The sequence below is a fragment of the Spirillospora sp. CA-128828 genome, from assembly GCF_050945415.1.
GTDB lineage: Bacteria > Actinomycetota > Actinomycetes > Streptosporangiales > Streptosporangiaceae > Spirillospora.
Genome location: NZ_CP191986.1, coordinates 5,046,996 through 5,063,448 on the forward strand (window position 1 = coordinate 5,046,996; position 16,453 = coordinate 5,063,448).

Sequence of the window (16,453 nt, forward strand, 5' to 3'; positions counted from 1 at the left end):
TTCGTGTATGACGTATTTCCGGGGTACCGTCACGGTCATGGGGCGGATCACCGTGCGGAAGCCCGTGCTGCGGCTGAGTACGTCCGGGTCGCGCGGGCGCAGGCCCGACACGCTCGCGGTGGAGGAGCCGCTGGAGATCCGCGTGGCCGGCAAGCCGCTGACGATCACGATGCGCACGCCCGGGCACGACTTCGACCTGGTCGCCGGGTTCCTGGCGGCCGAGGGCGTGATCGGGGCGGCCGGCGACCTCGCGACCATGCGGTACTGCGCGGACACGGCGGAGCAGAACACGCTGGACGTCGTGCTCGCGGTCGGCGTGGCGCCGCCGGACGACTCGATGACCAGAGCGTTCACGACGACGAGCGCGTGCGGGGTGTGCGGGAAGTCGAGCATCGAGGCGCTGCGCGCCGACCGGCCGTACGAGGTGGCGGGCGACCCGCTCCGGCTCACCCCGGACGTCCTCGCGGCCATGCCGGATCGGCTGCGGGACGCGCAGCGGGTGTTCGACCGGACGGGCGGGCTGCACGCCGCCGGGCTGTTCGACGCCGCGGGCGAGTTGCTCGCGGTGCGCGAGGACGTCGGCCGGCACAACGCCGTCGACAAGGTGATCGGGTGGGCGCTGCGGCAGGACCGGCTGCCGCTGTCCGGGACCGTCCTGATCGTCAGCGGGCGGGCGTCGTTCGAGCTGACGCAGAAGGCGATGACCGCGGGCGTCCCGGTGCTGGCGGCGGTGTCGGCGCCGTCCTCGCTGGCGGTGGAGCTCGCGGAGGACGCCGGGATGACGCTCGTCGGATTCCTGCGCGGCGAGACCATGAACGTCTACGCGGGGGCGCACCGTATTGGGCCGTGACGTGCGGCTCTTGTCACCATGCACCGAAAACCAAGCGGTAACTTGTTGGGCTGTCCTCAAGAAACCGCGGGCCCGGCGGGGGTTGACTGCTCTGCCAATGGCAGACGCGCGGCGAGGGGCACGCCGCGTCCGGCAGGACGCGTGGAGGCGAGGACCGAAATGACGAGGCCCCTGGCGGACGGCGGTCCGGCGCCCATCGACGAGCGGCACCCGCCGATCAGACCGCGGCGCGTGTTCTTCGACTGGTCGGACACGCCGCTGCACTGGGTGCCGGGCGACCCGGTCGCCACGCACATCATCAACTCGTTCCACATCGTCCTGCCCGAGGGCGAGAAGTGGTTCATCCAGTGCGTCAAGGACGCCCGCCCGCACATCGGGGACGAGCGGCTGCTGGAGGAGATCAAGGGGTTCATCGGGCAGGAGATGGTGCACGCCCGCTCCCACCAGGGCGTGCTCGACCAGATCCTGGAGCGCGCCGGGATCGACGTCTCCAAGATCACGGACGCGGCGGGCCGGGGCAACGCCGAGCGGCCCGCGCAGATGGCGGCGCTGAAGGAGCGCGACCCGCGGGCCTGGCGGCGCCGGCTGCGGTTCGAGCTGGCGGCGGTCGCCTCGATCGAGCACTACACCGCCGTGCTCGGCCAGTGGATCATGGACAACGACCGGCTCGACGAGGCCGGCGTGGACCCGACGATGCTGGACTTGCTGCGCTGGCACGGCGCCGAGGAGGTCGAGCACCGGTCGGTGGTCTTCGACGTCTTCAAGGCCATGGGCGGCGGCTACCCCACCCGCGTGGCGGCCTGGGTGGTGTCGCTGTTCTTCCTGTACTGGGCGCTGATCGGCGGCTCGCTGTACCTGCTCAAGCAGGACCCGACGGTCAAGCGGCGGGTGACGCCGCTGCGCGTCTACCGCTCGTACCGGCGGTCGGTCCGGCTCGGCCACGTGCCCGGGGTCTTCCGGCTCCTGCTCGGCGAGGCGCCCGTCTACCTCAAGCCGAACCACCACCCGTCGAAGGTGTGCTCGACGCCGCGCGCGCTGGAGTACCTGAGGCGGTCGCCCGCGGCGAAGGCCGCGGGCTACGACCCGTACTAGACCGCCGGCCGTGGCGGGCGTCACGCCGGCGGCTCTTGACCGGGGGGCGATTCGGCGATTTATTAACGTCGTGTCCAATAAAGTGGCGCTCGCCCGCGTGCACGACGAGGCGGAGCTCGAGCGATTCCGTGCCGTCCAGCGGCTGTGCTACCGGTGCGCCGAGGAGGTCGCCGGCACCCTCGAACCGGGCGTGACCGAACGCGAGGCGTGCCGCCGCATGCGCCGCTGGTTGCGGGAGCGGGGCGTCGACGACTGGCTGCACACCCCGTTCGCCTGGTTCGGCGACCGGTCGGCGTTCCGCGGCTTCAAGGTGCCCACGCAGTTCCTTCCCGGCCGGACGCGGCTGGAGGAGGGCATGCCCTACATCCTCGACATGGCGCCGGTGAAGGACGGCTACTCCGCCGACATCGGGTACGGGGGCGTCCTCGGGGAGAACCGCGTCTGGGAACGGCTCGACGCCGACCTCGCCGCCTACCGGACGCTCATCCTCGATCTGGTGCGGGAGCGCCGCACGTTCGCCGGCATCTACGCCGAGGTGGACGCGCTCATCGAACGGCAGGGCTACGAGAGCCGGCACCGCAAGTACCCGGGGCGCGTCATCGGCCACCAGGTCGGGATCATCGGCGGGATCCTCCCCAGGCGCGTGGGATTCCCGTTCGGTGTACGGTTCCTCCAGACCATCGGCCGCGAACTGGTCAAGGAACGCCTCGAAGGGCGCTCCCCCCTCTGGAACGGGGCCGCGCAGTCCCAGCACCCCCCGACGCCCGGGCTGTGGGCGGTCGAGCCCCACATCGGGTTCCGCGGCGTCGGCGTGAAGTTCGAGGAGATCCTCGTGGTCACCGAGGACGACGCGTACTGGCTCGACGACGACCTGCCCCACGTGCACCGGTGGGCCCGACGGGAGACGACCCCATGACACCCCCCGCTCCACCCGCCACCAAGAGGCGCGTCCGGGGCGACGGCGTCGACCTCGCCGTCTATGAGCAGGGCGACCGGTCGAACCCGACCGTCCTGCTGGTCCACGGCTACCCCGACACCCACGCCGTCTGGGACGAGGTGGCCGGACGGCTCGCCGGGCGGTTCCACGTCGTCCGGTACGACGTGCGGGGCGCGGGCGCCTCCTCGCGGCCGTTCGGGAGCAGGCGCTACACGTTCGACTACCTGATGTCCGACATGCGGGCCGTGCTCGACGCCGCCGCGCCCGAGCGCAAGGTGCACCTGGTCGGCCACGACTGGGGGTCGATCCAGTCGTGGGAGGCCGCCTGCACGATGCCGGACCGGTTCGCCTCGTTCACCTCGATCTCCGGGCCCTGCCTCGACCACGTCGCACACTGGATGCGGCGGAACCTGGCCCGGCCGACGCCCGCCAACCTGCGGCGGGCGGCGGGGCAGGCGTTCCGATCCTGGTACATCTACTTCTTCCAGACGCCGGTCCTGCCTGAGCTGCTGTGGCGGGCGGGGATGGCCGGGCCGTTCGGCAAGGCGCTGCAGCTGGGCGAGGGCATCCCGGCCCGGGACGGCCACCCGGCCCGGACCATGGCCCGCGACGCCGCCGCGGGGGTCGGCCTGTACCGGGCGAACATGTTGCGGCGGCTCCGCCGTCCGCGCGACCGGCGCACGGACGTCCCGACGCAGGTCATCGTCCCCACCCGGGACCTGTTCGTCTCGCCGCACCTGGTGGGCGGCCTGGCCGGACGCGTCCCGAACCTGTCGCTGCGGCCCATCGCCGCCGGGCACTGGGTGCCGCGCAGCCATCCCGGCGTCGTCGCCCGCTGGATCACCGAGCACGTCACGGGTGTCCAGGGCGGCCCGCTGAGCGCCGCCGAGTCACGCGCGCTCGCCCGGGCCAGGGTCGGCGGGAACCGGCGCCCATTCGAGGGTTCCCTCGTCGTCGTCACCGGAGCGGGCAGCGGAATCGGACGCGCGACCGCGCTCGCCTTCGCCGAACGCGGCGCCGAGGTGGTCGCGGCCGACCTCGACCTGGCCACCGCCCAGCGCACCACCGAACTCGCCGGTCTCCTCGGCCCGGCGGGCCACGCCTTCCAGGTCGACGTGGCCGACCCCACCGCGATGGAGGACTTCGCCAAGTCCGTCCTGCACGACCACGGCGTTCCGGACGTCGTCGTCAACAACGCCGGGATCGGCATGGCCGGGGCCTTCCTCGACCACACCGCCGACGACTGGCAGAAGATCCTGGACGTCAACCTTTGGGGCGTCGTCCACGGTTCACGGCTGTTCGCCAAGCAGATGGTGGAGCGCGGGCAGGGCGGCCACATCGTCAACACGTCCTCGGCCGCCGCGTTCACGCCGTCCCGCGCGCTGCCCGCCTACGCGACGAGCAAGGCGGCGGTGCTGATGCTGTCGGAGTGCCTGCGCGCCGAGCTGAAGGGCCAGGGGATCGGGGTCAGCGCCATCTGCCCCGGGATCGTCAACACCAACATCACCCGGACGTCCCGCTTCGTCGGCCAGGGGAAGGACGAGGAGGAGCGGAGCAGGCAGCGGGTCGCACGGGCCTACGCGCGCCGCGGCTTCGGGCCGGACCGCGTGGCGGAGCGGATCGTCGCCGCCGTCCGCGACGACCGGCCGGTGGTACCGGTGACACCGGAGGCACGGTTGAGCTACCTGGCGTCCAGAATGGCACCCGGCGTGATGCGCCGGCTGGCCCGGCTCGACGTCGGCTGATCCGCGCCCGCCCGGTACCCGTAGGGTGATCACCGGGGAGGCGATGCCACATGGCCGACGCCGTGGTCATCGGCGCGGGACCGAACGGGCTCGTCGCCGCCAACGTGCTGGCCGACGCGGGCTGGGACGTAGAGGTCCTCGAAGCGCAGCCGGAGCCGGGCGGCGCCGTCCGCAGCGACCGCGGCGTCCATCCCGACTACGTCAGCGATCTGTGCAGCGCGTTCTACCCCCTCGGCGTCGCGTCGCCGGCGATGCGGGCGCTGGATCTCGAACGGCACGGGCTGCGCTGGCGGCACGCTCCCGCCGTCCTCGCCCATCCGCTCCCCGACGGACGCTGCGCCCTCCTCGAACGCGACCCGGAAGCGACGGCCGCCGGCCTCGACGCGCTGGGGAAGGGCGACGGCGAGGCATGGCTGCGGCTGTACGGCCTGTGGGAGGAGATGGGAGAGGACGTCCTGCGCGCCCTGTTCACCCCGTTCCCGCCGGTCCGGGCCGCGCTTCCGCTGGCGGCGTCGGCGCGCCGCGCGGGCGGCCTCCGCGTCCTGCGCTCGCTGCTGGCGCCGGTCCGCACACTCGGTGAACAGGAGTTCGGCGGACCCGGCGGCCCGCTGCTGCTCGCCGGGTCCGCGCTGCACACCGACCTGTCCCCCGAGTCGCCGGCCGGGTCGCTGTTCGGCTGGCTCCTCGCCATGCTCGGCCAGCGGCACGGGTGGCCGGTCCCCGAGGGCGGCGCGGCCGAACTGACGGCGGCGCTGGTGCGGCGGCTGGAGTCCCGCGGCGGACGTGTCCGCTGCGGCACCCCGGTGACGTCGGTCGTCGTCCGGAACGGGCGCGCGCTCGGCGTCCGCACCGCGTCCGGTGAACCGGTGCGCGCCGCCAGGGCGGTGCTCGCGGACGTCCCCGCTCCCGCCCTCTACGGCGGTCTGGTCCCGTGGGCCGACCTGCCCTCCTCGCTCCGCGCGGACATGCGGCGCTTCACCTGGGACCCCGCCACCTTCAAGGTCGACTGGGCGCTGTCGGGCCCGATCCCCTGGGCGTCGCCCGGCGCCGGACGCGCCGGGACCGTCCACCTGTCCCCCGGCCTGGACGAGCTGACCGGCCACAGCGGCCACCTCGCCACCGGCCGGGTCCCGTCCGAGCCGTTCACGCTCCTCGGCCAGATGACGACGGCCGACCCCGCCCGGTCCCCCGCCGGAACCGAGTCGGCCTGGGCCTACACCCACGTCCCCCAGCGGGTGAAGGCCGACGCCGGGCCCGGCGGCATCACCGGCGTCTGGGACGAACGCGAACAGGCGGTCATGGCGGACCGGGTCGAGGACGTCGTGGAGCGCTACGCGCCGGGATTCCGGTCCCGCGTCGTCGCCCGCCGCGTCGTCGCGCCGCCCGCGTTCGAGGCGCACAACGCCGGCCTGCGGAACGGCGCGCTCAACGGCGGCACGGCGATGATCCACCAGCAGCTCGTGTTCCGCCCCGTGCCCGGTCTCGGACGCGCCGAGACCCCGGTCGCGGGGCTCTACCTGGCCTCCGCGTCCGCGCATCCCGGCGGCGGCGTCCACGGCGCGTGCGGCGCCAACGCCGCGCGCGCCGCGCTGGCCCACGCCGGCCCCGCGGGGCGCCTGCTCACCCCCGCCCTCAACGCGCTGACCCGTCTCGTCGCCCCCTGACGCGCAGCGCGTTCGCGTCGGTCCTCCCGATCCGCGGCTTGAATACGGACGGACGTTTCCGACGTTTACCGGCTCGGGGTTTCCCCGGACGCCGGAACATGCGACCTTTGCAGGAACAAGCCCGGCGACCGGCCCCGCCCCCGGCGGCCGTCGTCCCACGGGTCCGAAACCGGCACCGGAGCGTGAGGCATGCGGATTCGCGACATTCTGCGGAGGAAGGGAGACGCGGTGGCCACGGTGCGGCCCGAGGCCACCGTGCGGCAGCTGCTCGCCATCCTGGCGGAGCACAACATCGGAGCGGTGGTGGTCTCGCCCGACGGCACGTCCATCGCCGGCATCGTCTCCGAGCGGGACGTGGTGCGGCGGCTGCACGAGCACGGCGCCGCGCTGCTGGACCATCCCGTCTCCGACATCATGACCGCCGAGGTCCGCAGCTGCGGACCCGGCGACCGGGTGGAGGACCTGCGCCGCGTCATGACCGAGCACCGCTTCCGGCACGCGCCCGTCGTCGCGGACGGCCGGCTCGCCGGGATCGTCAGCATCGGCGACGTCGTCAAGAGCGCCATCGACGAGCTGGAGAGCGAACGGGAACACCTGGTCGACTACATCCAGCGCGCCCCGTAGCCCCGGTCAGACGTAGCACCGGTCAGACCCAGCACCGGTCAGACGTAGGCGGGCAGTGGCCGGGCGGCGGGCGCCGCCTCGACCTCACGGCAGGCGAGAGCCAGCCGCTCGGCCGCCAGGCGCAGCGTGTCCGGCGGCAGCACGTACGGCAGCCGGAGATAGTCCTCCAGGACGCCGTCCGCGCCGAACACCGGGCCGGCGACCACCCGGACGCCGAGCCGCTCGGACGCCTCGGTGAGCCGCGACGCGACGGGCGCGCCGATCCGCGCCCACAGCGACATGCCGCCCGCGGGCAGCCGGAACTCCCAGCCGGGCAGCAGCTCGCGCAGCGCCGCGGCGAGCGCGTCGCGGCCGCGCAGCAGGCTCTCGGCACGCTCGGCGCGGACCTCCTCCACCCGCAGCAGCAGCTCCCGGACGATCAGCTGGTCCAGCACCGGGCTCGCCATGTCGAACGGCTCGCGGGCGAGCACCAGGCGGCGGGCCAGCGGCGCGGTGGTGCGGATCCAGCCGATCCGCAGCCCGCCCCACAGCAGCTTGGACGCCGACCCGATCGTGACGACCCGCCCGCCGGCGTCGTAGGACGCGAGCGGCGGCTCGCGCGGCGCCTCGGGGTCGTGGGCGAGGTCGGCGAACGTCTCGTCGCAGACGAGGAACGCGTCGGCGCGCCGCCCGGCGTCGACGAGCGCGGCCCGGTCGTCCGCGGACATCAGGTGGCCGGTCGGGTTGTGGAAGTCGGGGATCGTGTACGCCATCCGGACCGCGGCCTGCCGCATGGCGCCCGCGGCGAGCTCGACGTCCCAGCCCTCGTTGACGCCGACCGGGACGAGCCGGGCGCCGCGGCGGCGGAGCGCGCCGAGCGCGTGCGGGTAGGTGGGGCGCTCGACCATGACGGCGTCGCCCGCCTCGATGAGCAGCTCCGACAGCAGAGTGAACGCGTGCTGCGCGCCGGTGGTGACGACGATCTGGTCGGCGCGCGTGGGGACGCCGCGGGCCGCGTAGCCGTCCGCGATGACCTGCCGCAGGCTCGCCAGCCCGGCGGGCTCGTAACCGGGGCCGGAGCTGTAGCGGGGCAGCTCGTCGACGGCCGCGGCGACGGCCTCGCCGAAGATCGCGGGTGCGCCGGGGGTGGCGCAGCCGAGGTCGATGAAGGACGGGTCGTCGGGCGCGGGGTGGGCCCTGCCGAACCGGTGGCCGGCCTGGGCCGCGGTGGCCGGGTCGGCCGCCGACATGCGGACCGGGGGCAGCGCCGTCCAGCTTCCCGCACCCTGCCGGCTCTCGATGTAGCCCTCGTCGCGGAGCCGGTCGTAGGCGGTCGTGACGGTGGTGCGGCTGACGCCGAGGGCGGCGGCAAGGTCGCGCTCGGCGGGCAGCCGGGTCCGCAGCGCGAGCCGGCCGTCCAGGACGAGGCCGCGCACCGACCGGGCCAGCGCCGCGTAGACGGGCCGCTCCCGTGACACGTCGCCCAGCAGCCGGGCGAGATGCGGGCCGCTCACGTAACGCGTACTCATACAAGCCACTTTCGCATATTGGCCCTGCAAATGCCAGGCCACTTGTCCGGAGAATGACCTGGAACGATGGCCACTAGTGGGTTGGAGCGCGATAATGGCCTTGATGGCGCGCCGTCTGGTGCAGCTCTATGTTGGATTGGCCTTGTACGGGCTCGGGATCGCCCTCCAGGTGTCGTCCGGCCTCGGCAACGACCCGTGGGACGTCTTCCACCAGGGCCTCTCCCGGCGTCTCGGACTGTCGATCGGCATGTGGATCATCATCGCCGGCGCGGTCGTGATGCTCGCCTGGATTCCGCTCCGGCAGCGGCCCGGGATCGGGACGGTCAGCAACGTCGTGCTCGTCGGCGCGTTCGCCGACCTGTTCCTCTGGCTGCTGCCGGACCCCGGCGCGCTCGCGGCACGCTGGGCCTACCTGATCGCCGCCGTCCTCGTGGGCGGCTTCGCCACCGGCTGCTACATCGGCGCGGGTCTCGGCCCCGGGCCGCGCGACGGGCTGATGACCGGCCTCGCCGCGCGGGGCCACTCGATCCGCGTGGTCCGGACGGCGATCGAGCTGACCGTGCTCGCCACCGGCTGGCTGCTGGGCGGCACCGTCGGCGTCGGGACCGTCCTGTACGCCGTCGCGATCGGGCCGCTCACCCACGTCCTGCTGCCGGCGCTGACGATCAAGCCCCGTGCCCCGGAGCCCGCGCCGGAACCGGAGCCCGTCTGCGCCGCCTAGCGGCGGAAGAGGCGGACGGCCTGCTCCGCGAGCGCGGTGAGCAGGGGCGCGGCGTCCGCCTTCAGCTCGGCGAGCGTCCGCGGGCCGTCGGCGAGGCTGAACGCGGCGGTCAGCCCGAGCGCGTGCAGTTCGTCCAGCGGCCCCGCGACGCCGCCGGCGAGGGCGACGCACGGCGTCCCCCGCTCCCGGGCGAACGTCGCGACGGCGGAGACGACCTTGCCGGCGGCGCTCTGCCCGTCGACGCGGCCCTCCCCCGTGATGACCAGGTCCGCTCCGGCCAGCGCGGCCGGGAGGCCGACGGCCTCGGCGACAAGGAGCGCGCCGCCGGCCGGCTCCGCGCCGAGCAGGCCGGCGAGCCCGCCGCAGGTGCCGCCCGCCGCGCCCGCGCCGGGCAGGTCGTGGACCCGGACCCCGCCGTGCGCGGCCACGACGTCGGCGAAGACGGTGAGGGCGGCGTCCAGCTCCGCCACCTGGCCGGGGGACGCGCCCTTCTGCGGGCCGAACACGGCGGCGGCGCCGTCCGGCCCGACCAGGGGGTTGGTCACGTCGCAGGCGACCCGGAACCGGGTCGCGCGCACCTCGCCGGGCACCCCTGAGTCGTCGATCGACGCGAGCCGGGCGAGCGCCGCCCCGCCCGGCGGCAGTTCGGCGCCGCGGTCGTCCAGGAAGCGGACGCCGAGCGCGCGCAGCAGCCCGGCGCCGCCGTCGGTGCTGGCGCTGCCGCCGATGCAGACGAGGACGTCGCGGGCTCCGCGCCGCACCGCGTCGGCGATCAGCTCGCCGGTGCCGGTGGTGGCGGCGTTCATCGGGTCGGGCGGGACGTCCTCGACCAGCGGCAGGCCGGACGCCGCGGCCAGTTCCACCACCGCGGACCGCCCGTCCCCGGACAGGGCGTAGCGCGCCTTGACCGGACGTCCCAGCGGGTCGGTGGCGGCGACCTCGATCGCGTCGCCGGCCCGGGCGCTGAGGAAGCAGTCGAGGGTGCCCTCGCCGCCGTCGGCCATCGGGACCGCGACCACCTCGGCGTCCGGCACGGCGCGCCGGGCGCCCGCCTCGACGGCGGCGCACACCGCCGCCGCGGACAGGCTGCCCTTGAACGAGTCGGGCGCGACGACGATCCGCATCAGCACTCCGCCACGGTCATCGCTCTGTTCAGAACTGGGGGACGACCCCCAGCCCCCCGAAGGACGGCAGAACGACGATCCTCGCTCCGCCGGAGCTCCACTGCGGTCATCGTTCTGCCGCGAGCGTCGCGAGGACCGAGGCGAACTCCTCGGGCAGGACCAGGGTGTCGCCCTCGTAACGGGTTTCGAGGTAGGTCAGCTCACCGGCGCGCCACCAGTACAGGTGCGGGCTCAGCGATCCGGGCCCCTCCTCGTACGCGCGGTGAGCCTGCGCGTGAAGCTCGGTGGCGGCCGCCACGGCCTCGCGGTAACGGGCCCGCGGACAGGCTTCGGCGATCTTGAGCGGGTGCGCGACGATGAGGCTGCGGTTGGGGGCGATGACCAGCGCGCCGTACGGGCCGATCGACAGGTACTCCTCCAGCCACGCCAGGTGGGTGACGGCGTAGAAAGTCCAGCCGTGCAGGACCGAGACGCGGACGCCGCCGAGGTCCTGCTCGTCCAGCTGGAGCGGCCCGTCGGCGCGGACGTTGGAGCGGCCGAGCATGAACAGCGCGTCGCCGGACACCGGCCAGCCGTTCATCTCCTCGGTGGTGACCGTCCGGACGGTCGTGGGGGTGTCGACCACCACGACCTCGATCAGCCCGGGCGCGAACGGCCGGGCCGCGAGGACGCCGTTGTCGGCCTCCACCGGGTAGATGCGGGTGCGCAGCAGATGCTGGGCGAGGTCGAAGTCGCTGAGGTCGAGGGGCTCCTCGACCGCGGTGACGATCGTGGTGACGTGGTCGGAGACCAGCGCGGGCCAGTCGTCGCGCGGCACGAGCCGGGCGAGCTGCCGCAGGTCGCGCAGGCTGACGTGCAGCCGGTTGGCGCCCTCCAGCAGCATCACCTCGCCGGGCGCGGGGCTGCAGGTGTAGCCGAGACTCTCGGCGACGAGGACGAGCAGTGAGTCGAGGGTCCCGTCGTCCCACGGTTCGGGACGGGCGTGGCGGCCGCTCATCGCGCACCTCCTGGGGGCGCTTCGAAGGTGAGCGCGCCGGGGTCCGGCACGGCGGGGTGCGGATCTGTGCTTGCGGGGTCGGGGGCGTGCAGCACGGCGGGGGCGCCGAGTTCCAGGGTGTGCTGGCGCGGGCCGTGCCCGGCGGGGAGGCCCGCCAGGACCGGGACGCCGAGCGGGCCGAGCCGCACGGCGAACACCGAGTCGAGCTCGGCGGGGTCGCCGCAGTCCTTCCAGGTGCCGAGCGCCACGCCGGCCGCGCCGTCGAACCAGCCCGCCTGGAGGAGCTGGACCAGCATCCGGTCGATCCGGTAGGGCGCCTCGGTCACGTCTTCGAGGAAGACGATGCGGCCGGCGGCGGGCGGCGGCGCGTACGGGGTGCCGAGCACCGCCGTCAGGAGCGAGAGGGTGCCGCCGGTGAGCGGGCCTTCGGCGCGTCCGGGCCGCAGGGAGTGCGTGCCCGGCAAGGTCACCGGACCGCCGAACAGGGCCGCGCGGAGGCCGTCCAGAGAGTCGTCCGGCGCGGCCGGGTCCAAATCGGCGATGACGCCGGCCGGCATGGGGCCGAAGGACGTGGTGACGCCCAGGCGCGTTCCGAACGCGGTGTGCAGGGCGGTGATGTCGCTGGAGCCGTGCAGGATCTTCGGGCCGCCGCGGGAGGCGTCCGACGCCTCCGTCGCCGCGTGCAGGGCGTCCCAGTCGAGACGGTCCAGGACACGCGTGGCGCCGTAGCCGCCCCGCGCGCAGACGACCGCGCGGACCCGCGGGTCGCACCAGGCGGCCTGGAGATCGGCGGCCCGGTCGGCGTCGCCTCCCGCCAGCCGGTGCCAGTCGGCGCGCACCGGCCCGGAAGGGCCGAGGTTGACACGGTCCAAAGCGTGCTTTCCGACCACCACGTCAAGGCCGAGGTCGCGCAGCACGGCGCAGCCCGCCTCCAGCCGGGCGGGCTCGGCGGGGCCGCTTGGCGCGACCACCGCGACACGATCGCCGGGCCGCAACCGCCCGTACCTGCGGGCCTTTCGCGCGCGCCCCGCGCCGCCGGGCATGCCGACGGCGGGCGCGTCGGACGGCCCGTCGGCCGCCTCCGCGCGGGCGCCCCCGCTGTTCAACCCGATCCCTCCTCGCACCGCGACGGATAGAGCTTGTCAGGATCCGGACGCCAGCGGAAGGGGCGACCGGTCACGACCCGCAAACAGATCACCGCCCCGTGCCGAGGACGAGCCCGGCGAGGCGCGGCAGCGTCTCGCCGATCGGCCGGCGCAGCACCGCGTCGGCCAGCCCGTCGTAGGGCGTCTCCTCCGCGTTGATGATCACCAGGCGGGCGCCGTGGTCGACCGCCTCCAGGCACAGCCCGGCGGCGGGCTGCACGGTCAGCGACGTGCCGACCGCGAGGAACAGGTCGCAGGACCGGGCCGCGGCGATCGCCGCGTCCAGGACGTCCCGGTCGAGGGCCTGGCCGAAGGAGATCGTCGCCGACTTCTGGACGCCGCCGCAGTCGGCGCAGGGCGGGTCGCCCTCGCCGGCGTCGACGCGGGCGAGGATCTCGGTCATGGGGGTGCGCAGTTCGCAGGTGAGGCACACGGCCTCCCGCACCGTCCCGTGGATCTCGATGACCGCGTCCGCCGACGATCCGGCGCGCTGGTGCAGGCCGTCGATGTTCTGGGTGATCAGGGCGCGGAGCCGTCCCGCCCGCTCCAGCTCGACCAGGGCGGCGTGCGCGGCGTTCGGCTCGGCGCGCCAGACCGGGTGGTCGCGGCGGGCCCGCCAGGACCGGCGGCGCACCTCCGGGTCGGCCAGGTAGGCGCCGATCGTGGACATCGCCTCGGCCGAGGGGTCCTTCGTCCAGACGCCCTGCGGGCCGCGGAAGTCGGGGATCCCGCTGTCGGTGGAGATCCCGGCGCCGGTGAGTACCGTGATCGACTCGGCCTTCGGCAGAAGTTCGGCGAGCGTCATGGGAGCGTCCACCCTCCACATGGTAGGTCCAGGGCGGCCCGCCCCGGTCCCGGATGACGGACCGGTACTCGGCGGCTAACGGATGGGTATCGGGCGGCTCCTTACGGAGGGTCACGGACCGGCCGGGCCTCAAAAGGTGACAAACTTGGCCCGGTATGAGATCGACGCCGCACATCCTGGTGATCAACGGCACCAAGGTCCGCCGCCCGGTGTTCATCCTGGGCGCTCCGCACTCGGGTGCGGAGCTCCTCGCGCGTGCGGTCAAGCGCTCCCCCGGCTTCCATCTGACCACCGGCCGGCACGGCGTCCTGCGGGTCACCTACGCGTTCGCCAGGCAGCCCTCCATCGCGAACGAGCGCGGGAAGGGCGCCGCGCGGGTGCTGCGGGACGCCTACGCCGAGGCGTGGCAGGTCTCGGCGCGGGCCTGCGCGCAGTGCCCGGACGAGTGCCGCGAGCTGGGCGGCCTTCCGCCGCGCCCGCCCGGCCCGCCGGACCGGCCGGCGCAGGAGGCCGACCTGCGGGAACCGTGCGTGGAGCCGAACGGGCTCGCCCGCTTCGCCGACGCCTCCCCCGACCTGATCTACAGCGCCGACGTGCTGTTGGACGCCTTCCCCGACGCCCAGCTCGTCCAGGTGATCCGGGACGGCCGGGACGCGGTCGCCGACATGCTGGACGACGAGCGCTGCCTGGCCTGGTTCAAGCCCGGCCTCGCCAACCTCGACACGGTCTTCCCCAACCCGTTCTTCGGCGTCGAGGACCACACCGACCGGAACCGGTGGCCGCGCGCGGCGCCCGCCGTCAAGTGCGCGCTGCGGTGGCGCGGCTCGGTGCGGCTCAGCGCCAAGCTGCGCCAGCAGGTTCCGGAAGAGCAGCTGTTCACCGTCCGTTACGAAGAGCTCGTCTCCAGGCCACGGCGCGTCGGTGCCGATCTGTCGGAGTACCTGGACGCGCCGCTGTCCAAGACGGCGTTCTCGGGTCTGGTGCGGGCCGGGGCGCGGGACGCCGGCGAGCCGGACGTCGGGGTGTGGCGCGAACGCCTCACCCCGCGGCAGGCCGCGCAGGTCGAGAAGGTCGCCGGCACCGAGCTGCGGCGGCTCGGGTACCGGCTCGGCTCCGACGCCTGAGCGGCCGCTACTCGGCGCCGAGCGGCTCGGTCTCCCGGTCTTCGTCCCGCTGGCGGGAGAACTGGGTGCGGTACAGCTCGGCGTACAGGCCGCCCTCCAGCAGCAGCTCCTCGTGCCGGCCGCGCTCGGCGACGCGGCCGCCCTCGATCACCAGGATCTGGTCGGCCTCCCGGATCGTCGACAGCCGGTGCGCGATCACCAGGGACGTCCGCCCGGCGAGGGCGGTCCGCAGCGCCCGCTGGACGGCCGCCTCGGACTCGGAGTCCAGGTGGGCGGTCGCCTCGTCCAGGACGACCACCGACGGCGCCTTGAGCAGCAGCCGGGCGATCGCGAGCCGCTGCTTCTCGCCGCCCGACAGCCGGTAGCCGCGGTCGCCGACGACCGTGTCCAGGCCCTCGGGCATGTCGGCGACGAGGTCGCCGATGTGCGCGGCCTCCAGCGCCGCCAGGATCTCCTCGTCGGAGGCGCCGGGACTGGCGTAGCGCATGTTCTCGCGGATCGAGTCGTGGAACAGGTGCGCGTCCTGGCTGACGACGCCGATCTCGGCGCGCAGCGATTCGAGCGTGACGTCGCGGACGTCGGCGCCGCCGATCCGGACCGCGCCGCCGGACACGTCGTACAGCCGCGACACCAGGTGCGTGATCGTCGACTTGCCCGCGCCGGACGGGCCCACGAGCGCGACGAGCTGGCCCGGGCGGGCGGTGAAGTCGACGTCGTGCAGAACCTCCCGGCTGGGCGCGGTGTCGGTGCGGGCGATCGACTCCAGCGAGGCCAGCGACACCTCGTCCGCCGCCGGGTAGGCGAACCGGACGTGGTCGAACTCGATCGAGGGCGCCTTCGACAGCGCGGGCGCGGCGCCGTTTCCGGACGGCGCCCGGGCCTCCGCCAGCTCCCGGGCGTCCTCGCGATCGCGGATCAGCGGCTTGAGGTCGAGCACCTCGAAGACGCGGTCGAAGCTGACGAGCGCGGTCATCACGTCCACGTGGACGTTGGACAGCGCGGTCAGCGGCCCGTACATCCGGGTCAGCAGGGTGGCGAGCGCGACGAGCGTGCCGAGCTCGAGGGTGCCGTCCACGGCCAGGTAGCCGCCGACGCCATAGACCATGGCGGTGGCGAGCGCGGCTACCAGCGTCAGCGCGGTGAAGAAGACCCGCCCGTACATGGCCGCGACCACCCCGATGTCACGGACGCGGGCGGCGCGGCCGGAGAAGTTCTCCTCCTCCTCGGCGGGCCGCCCGTACAGCTTGGCGAGCATCGCGCCGGCGACGTTGAACCGCTCGGTCATGAGCGAGCCCATCTCGGCGTCCAGCACCATCTGCTCGCGGCTCACCCGCTGCAGCCGTTTGCCGACCCACTTGGCCGGCAGGATGAAGATCGGGAGCAGCAGCAGGGCGATCAGCGTGACCTGCCACGACAGCACCAGCATCGTGACCACCACCAGGATCAGGCTGATCACGTTGGACACCACCGACGACAGGGTGGTGGTGAGGGCGCGCTGCGCGCCGATGACGTCATTGTTGAGGCGGCTGACGAGCGAGCCCGTCTGCGCTCGCATGAAGAACGCGACCGGCTGCCGCTGGACGTGCGCGAACACCTGGCTGCGCAGGTCGTAGATGAGCCCCTCGCCGATGCGCGCCGAGTACCAGCGCTGCACGAGGCCGAGCACGGCCTCCACCAGGGCGAGCCCGGCGACGGCGGCGGCGAGCCAGATGACGATGTTCTGCCGGCCCGGCACGATGCCGCGGTCGATGATCCCCTTCAGCAGCAGCGGGTTGGCGACGACGATCAGCGCCGACAGCGAGTTCAGCGCCAGGAACAGCACCAGCTCGCGGACGTAGGGACGGGCGTAGCCCGCGATCCGCCCCACGGTGCCGGGCTTGAGCTTCTGCCGGGTGACGGAGCCGTCCCTGCGGAACGAGGCCATCACCTGCCAGCCGTTGCCCGGCATTCCCGGCATTCCCACGAGCGCCTCCGAACGTCGACGTAATCAAGTAAGCATCTCAGTATCCGGCCGACACAACGCGTCTCCGGCCGCCGGGCTTCCCGGCTCCGCTCACGGCGTAAACGCCTCTGGACAACCCGCCCGGCGGGTGTAACCGTGATCTTCACCCCCAGGC

General features: G+C 74.0%; 14 protein-coding genes. 8 read left to right on the forward strand and 6 right to left on the reverse strand.

All coding sequences use genetic code 11. The features are described 5' to 3' along the window. Nucleotides 1-37 precede the first annotated feature (37 nt). From fdhD to ACQPXG_RS24795, 6 genes are all read left to right on the forward strand, one after another. Nucleotides 38-850, forward strand: a complete 813-nt coding sequence (fdhD, locus tag ACQPXG_RS24770) for a formate dehydrogenase accessory sulfurtransferase FdhD (RefSeq protein ID WP_433461498.1) — start codon at nt 38-40, stop codon at nt 848-850. A gap of 159 nt (nt 851-1,009) precedes the next feature. Continuing rightward, on the forward strand, nt 1,010-1,942 hold the full coding sequence (locus ACQPXG_RS24775) for a metal-dependent hydrolase (RefSeq protein WP_433461499.1): 933 nt from the start codon (nt 1,010-1,012) through the stop codon (nt 1,940-1,942). Nucleotides 1,943-2,012: 70 nt separating this feature from the next. Further along, nucleotides 2,013-2,858, forward strand: coding sequence for a M24 family metallopeptidase (locus ACQPXG_RS24780; protein ID WP_433461500.1), 846 nt, complete (start codon nt 2,013-2,015; stop codon nt 2,856-2,858). Next, complete coding sequence (locus ACQPXG_RS24785) at nt 2,855-4,624, forward strand: SDR family oxidoreductase (RefSeq protein WP_433461501.1); 1,770 nt, start codon at nt 2,855-2,857, stop codon at nt 4,622-4,624. The genes ACQPXG_RS24780 and ACQPXG_RS24785 overlap by 4 nt, the downstream gene beginning before the upstream one ends. Nucleotides 4,625-4,674: 50 nt before the next feature. Next, a complete protein-coding gene (locus ACQPXG_RS24790) occupies nt 4,675-6,288 on the forward strand; it encodes a phytoene desaturase family protein (protein ID WP_433461502.1) in 1,614 nt (537 codons plus the stop codon). A gap of 189 nt (nt 6,289-6,477) precedes the next feature. Continuing rightward, nucleotides 6,478-6,912 (forward strand): CBS domain-containing protein, encoded by a 435-nt coding sequence (locus ACQPXG_RS24795; protein ID WP_433461503.1) that lies wholly within the window; start codon nt 6,478-6,480, stop codon nt 6,910-6,912. A gap of 38 nt (nt 6,913-6,950) precedes the next feature. Here ACQPXG_RS24795 and ACQPXG_RS24800 read toward each other — a convergent pair whose 3' ends face one another. Beyond that, nucleotides 6,951-8,420: a PLP-dependent aminotransferase family protein gene (locus ACQPXG_RS24800; protein ID WP_433461504.1), complete on the reverse strand. Its 1,470-nt coding sequence runs from the start codon at nt 8,418-8,420 to the stop codon at nt 6,951-6,953. A 94-nt stretch (nt 8,421-8,514) separates the two neighbouring features. On the opposite strand from ACQPXG_RS24800, the gene ACQPXG_RS24805 reads away from it, so the two are divergent. After that, nucleotides 8,515-9,141, forward strand: coding sequence for a YczE/YyaS/YitT family protein (locus ACQPXG_RS24805; RefSeq protein WP_433461505.1), 627 nt, complete (start codon nt 8,515-8,517; stop codon nt 9,139-9,141). Here ACQPXG_RS24805 and ACQPXG_RS24810 read toward each other — a convergent pair. From ACQPXG_RS24810 to ACQPXG_RS24825, 4 genes are all read right to left on the reverse strand, one after another. Further along, a complete protein-coding gene (locus ACQPXG_RS24810) occupies nt 9,138-10,265 on the reverse strand; it encodes a glycerate kinase (protein ID WP_433461506.1) in 1,128 nt (375 codons plus the stop codon). The two genes, ACQPXG_RS24805 and ACQPXG_RS24810, sit on opposite strands and share 4 nt — an antisense overlap. A 106-nt stretch (nt 10,266-10,371) precedes the next feature. Then, on the reverse strand, nt 10,372-11,262 hold the full coding sequence (locus ACQPXG_RS24815) for a hypothetical protein (protein WP_433461507.1): 891 nt from the start codon (nt 11,260-11,262) through the stop codon (nt 10,372-10,374). Beyond that, entirely contained in the window at nt 11,259-12,368 is a 1,110-nt protein-coding gene (locus tag ACQPXG_RS24820) for a S66 peptidase family protein (RefSeq protein ID WP_433461508.1), read from the reverse strand. Before ACQPXG_RS24820 ends, ACQPXG_RS24815 begins: the two co-directional genes overlap by 4 nt. Before the next feature lie 88 nt (nt 12,369-12,456). Next, nucleotides 12,457-13,212: an SIR2 family NAD-dependent protein deacylase gene (locus ACQPXG_RS24825; protein ID WP_433470043.1), complete on the reverse strand. Its 756-nt coding sequence runs from the start codon at nt 13,210-13,212 to the stop codon at nt 12,457-12,459. A 155-nt stretch (nt 13,213-13,367) separates the two neighbouring features. On the opposite strand from ACQPXG_RS24825, the gene ACQPXG_RS24830 reads away from it, so the two are divergent. Continuing rightward, the gene (locus ACQPXG_RS24830; RefSeq protein ID WP_433461509.1) at nt 13,368-14,336 is read left to right on the forward strand and encodes a sulfotransferase family protein; all 969 of its coding nucleotides are present in this window, start codon (nt 13,368-13,370) and stop codon (nt 14,334-14,336) included. 7 nt (nt 14,337-14,343) lie between these two features. Here the strand turns inward: ACQPXG_RS24830 and ACQPXG_RS24835 are convergent, their stop codons facing one another. After that, nucleotides 14,344-16,293: an ABC transporter ATP-binding protein gene (locus tag ACQPXG_RS24835; protein WP_433470044.1), complete on the reverse strand. Its 1,950-nt coding sequence runs from the start codon at nt 16,291-16,293 to the stop codon at nt 14,344-14,346. Nucleotides 16,294-16,453 lie beyond the last annotated feature (160 nt).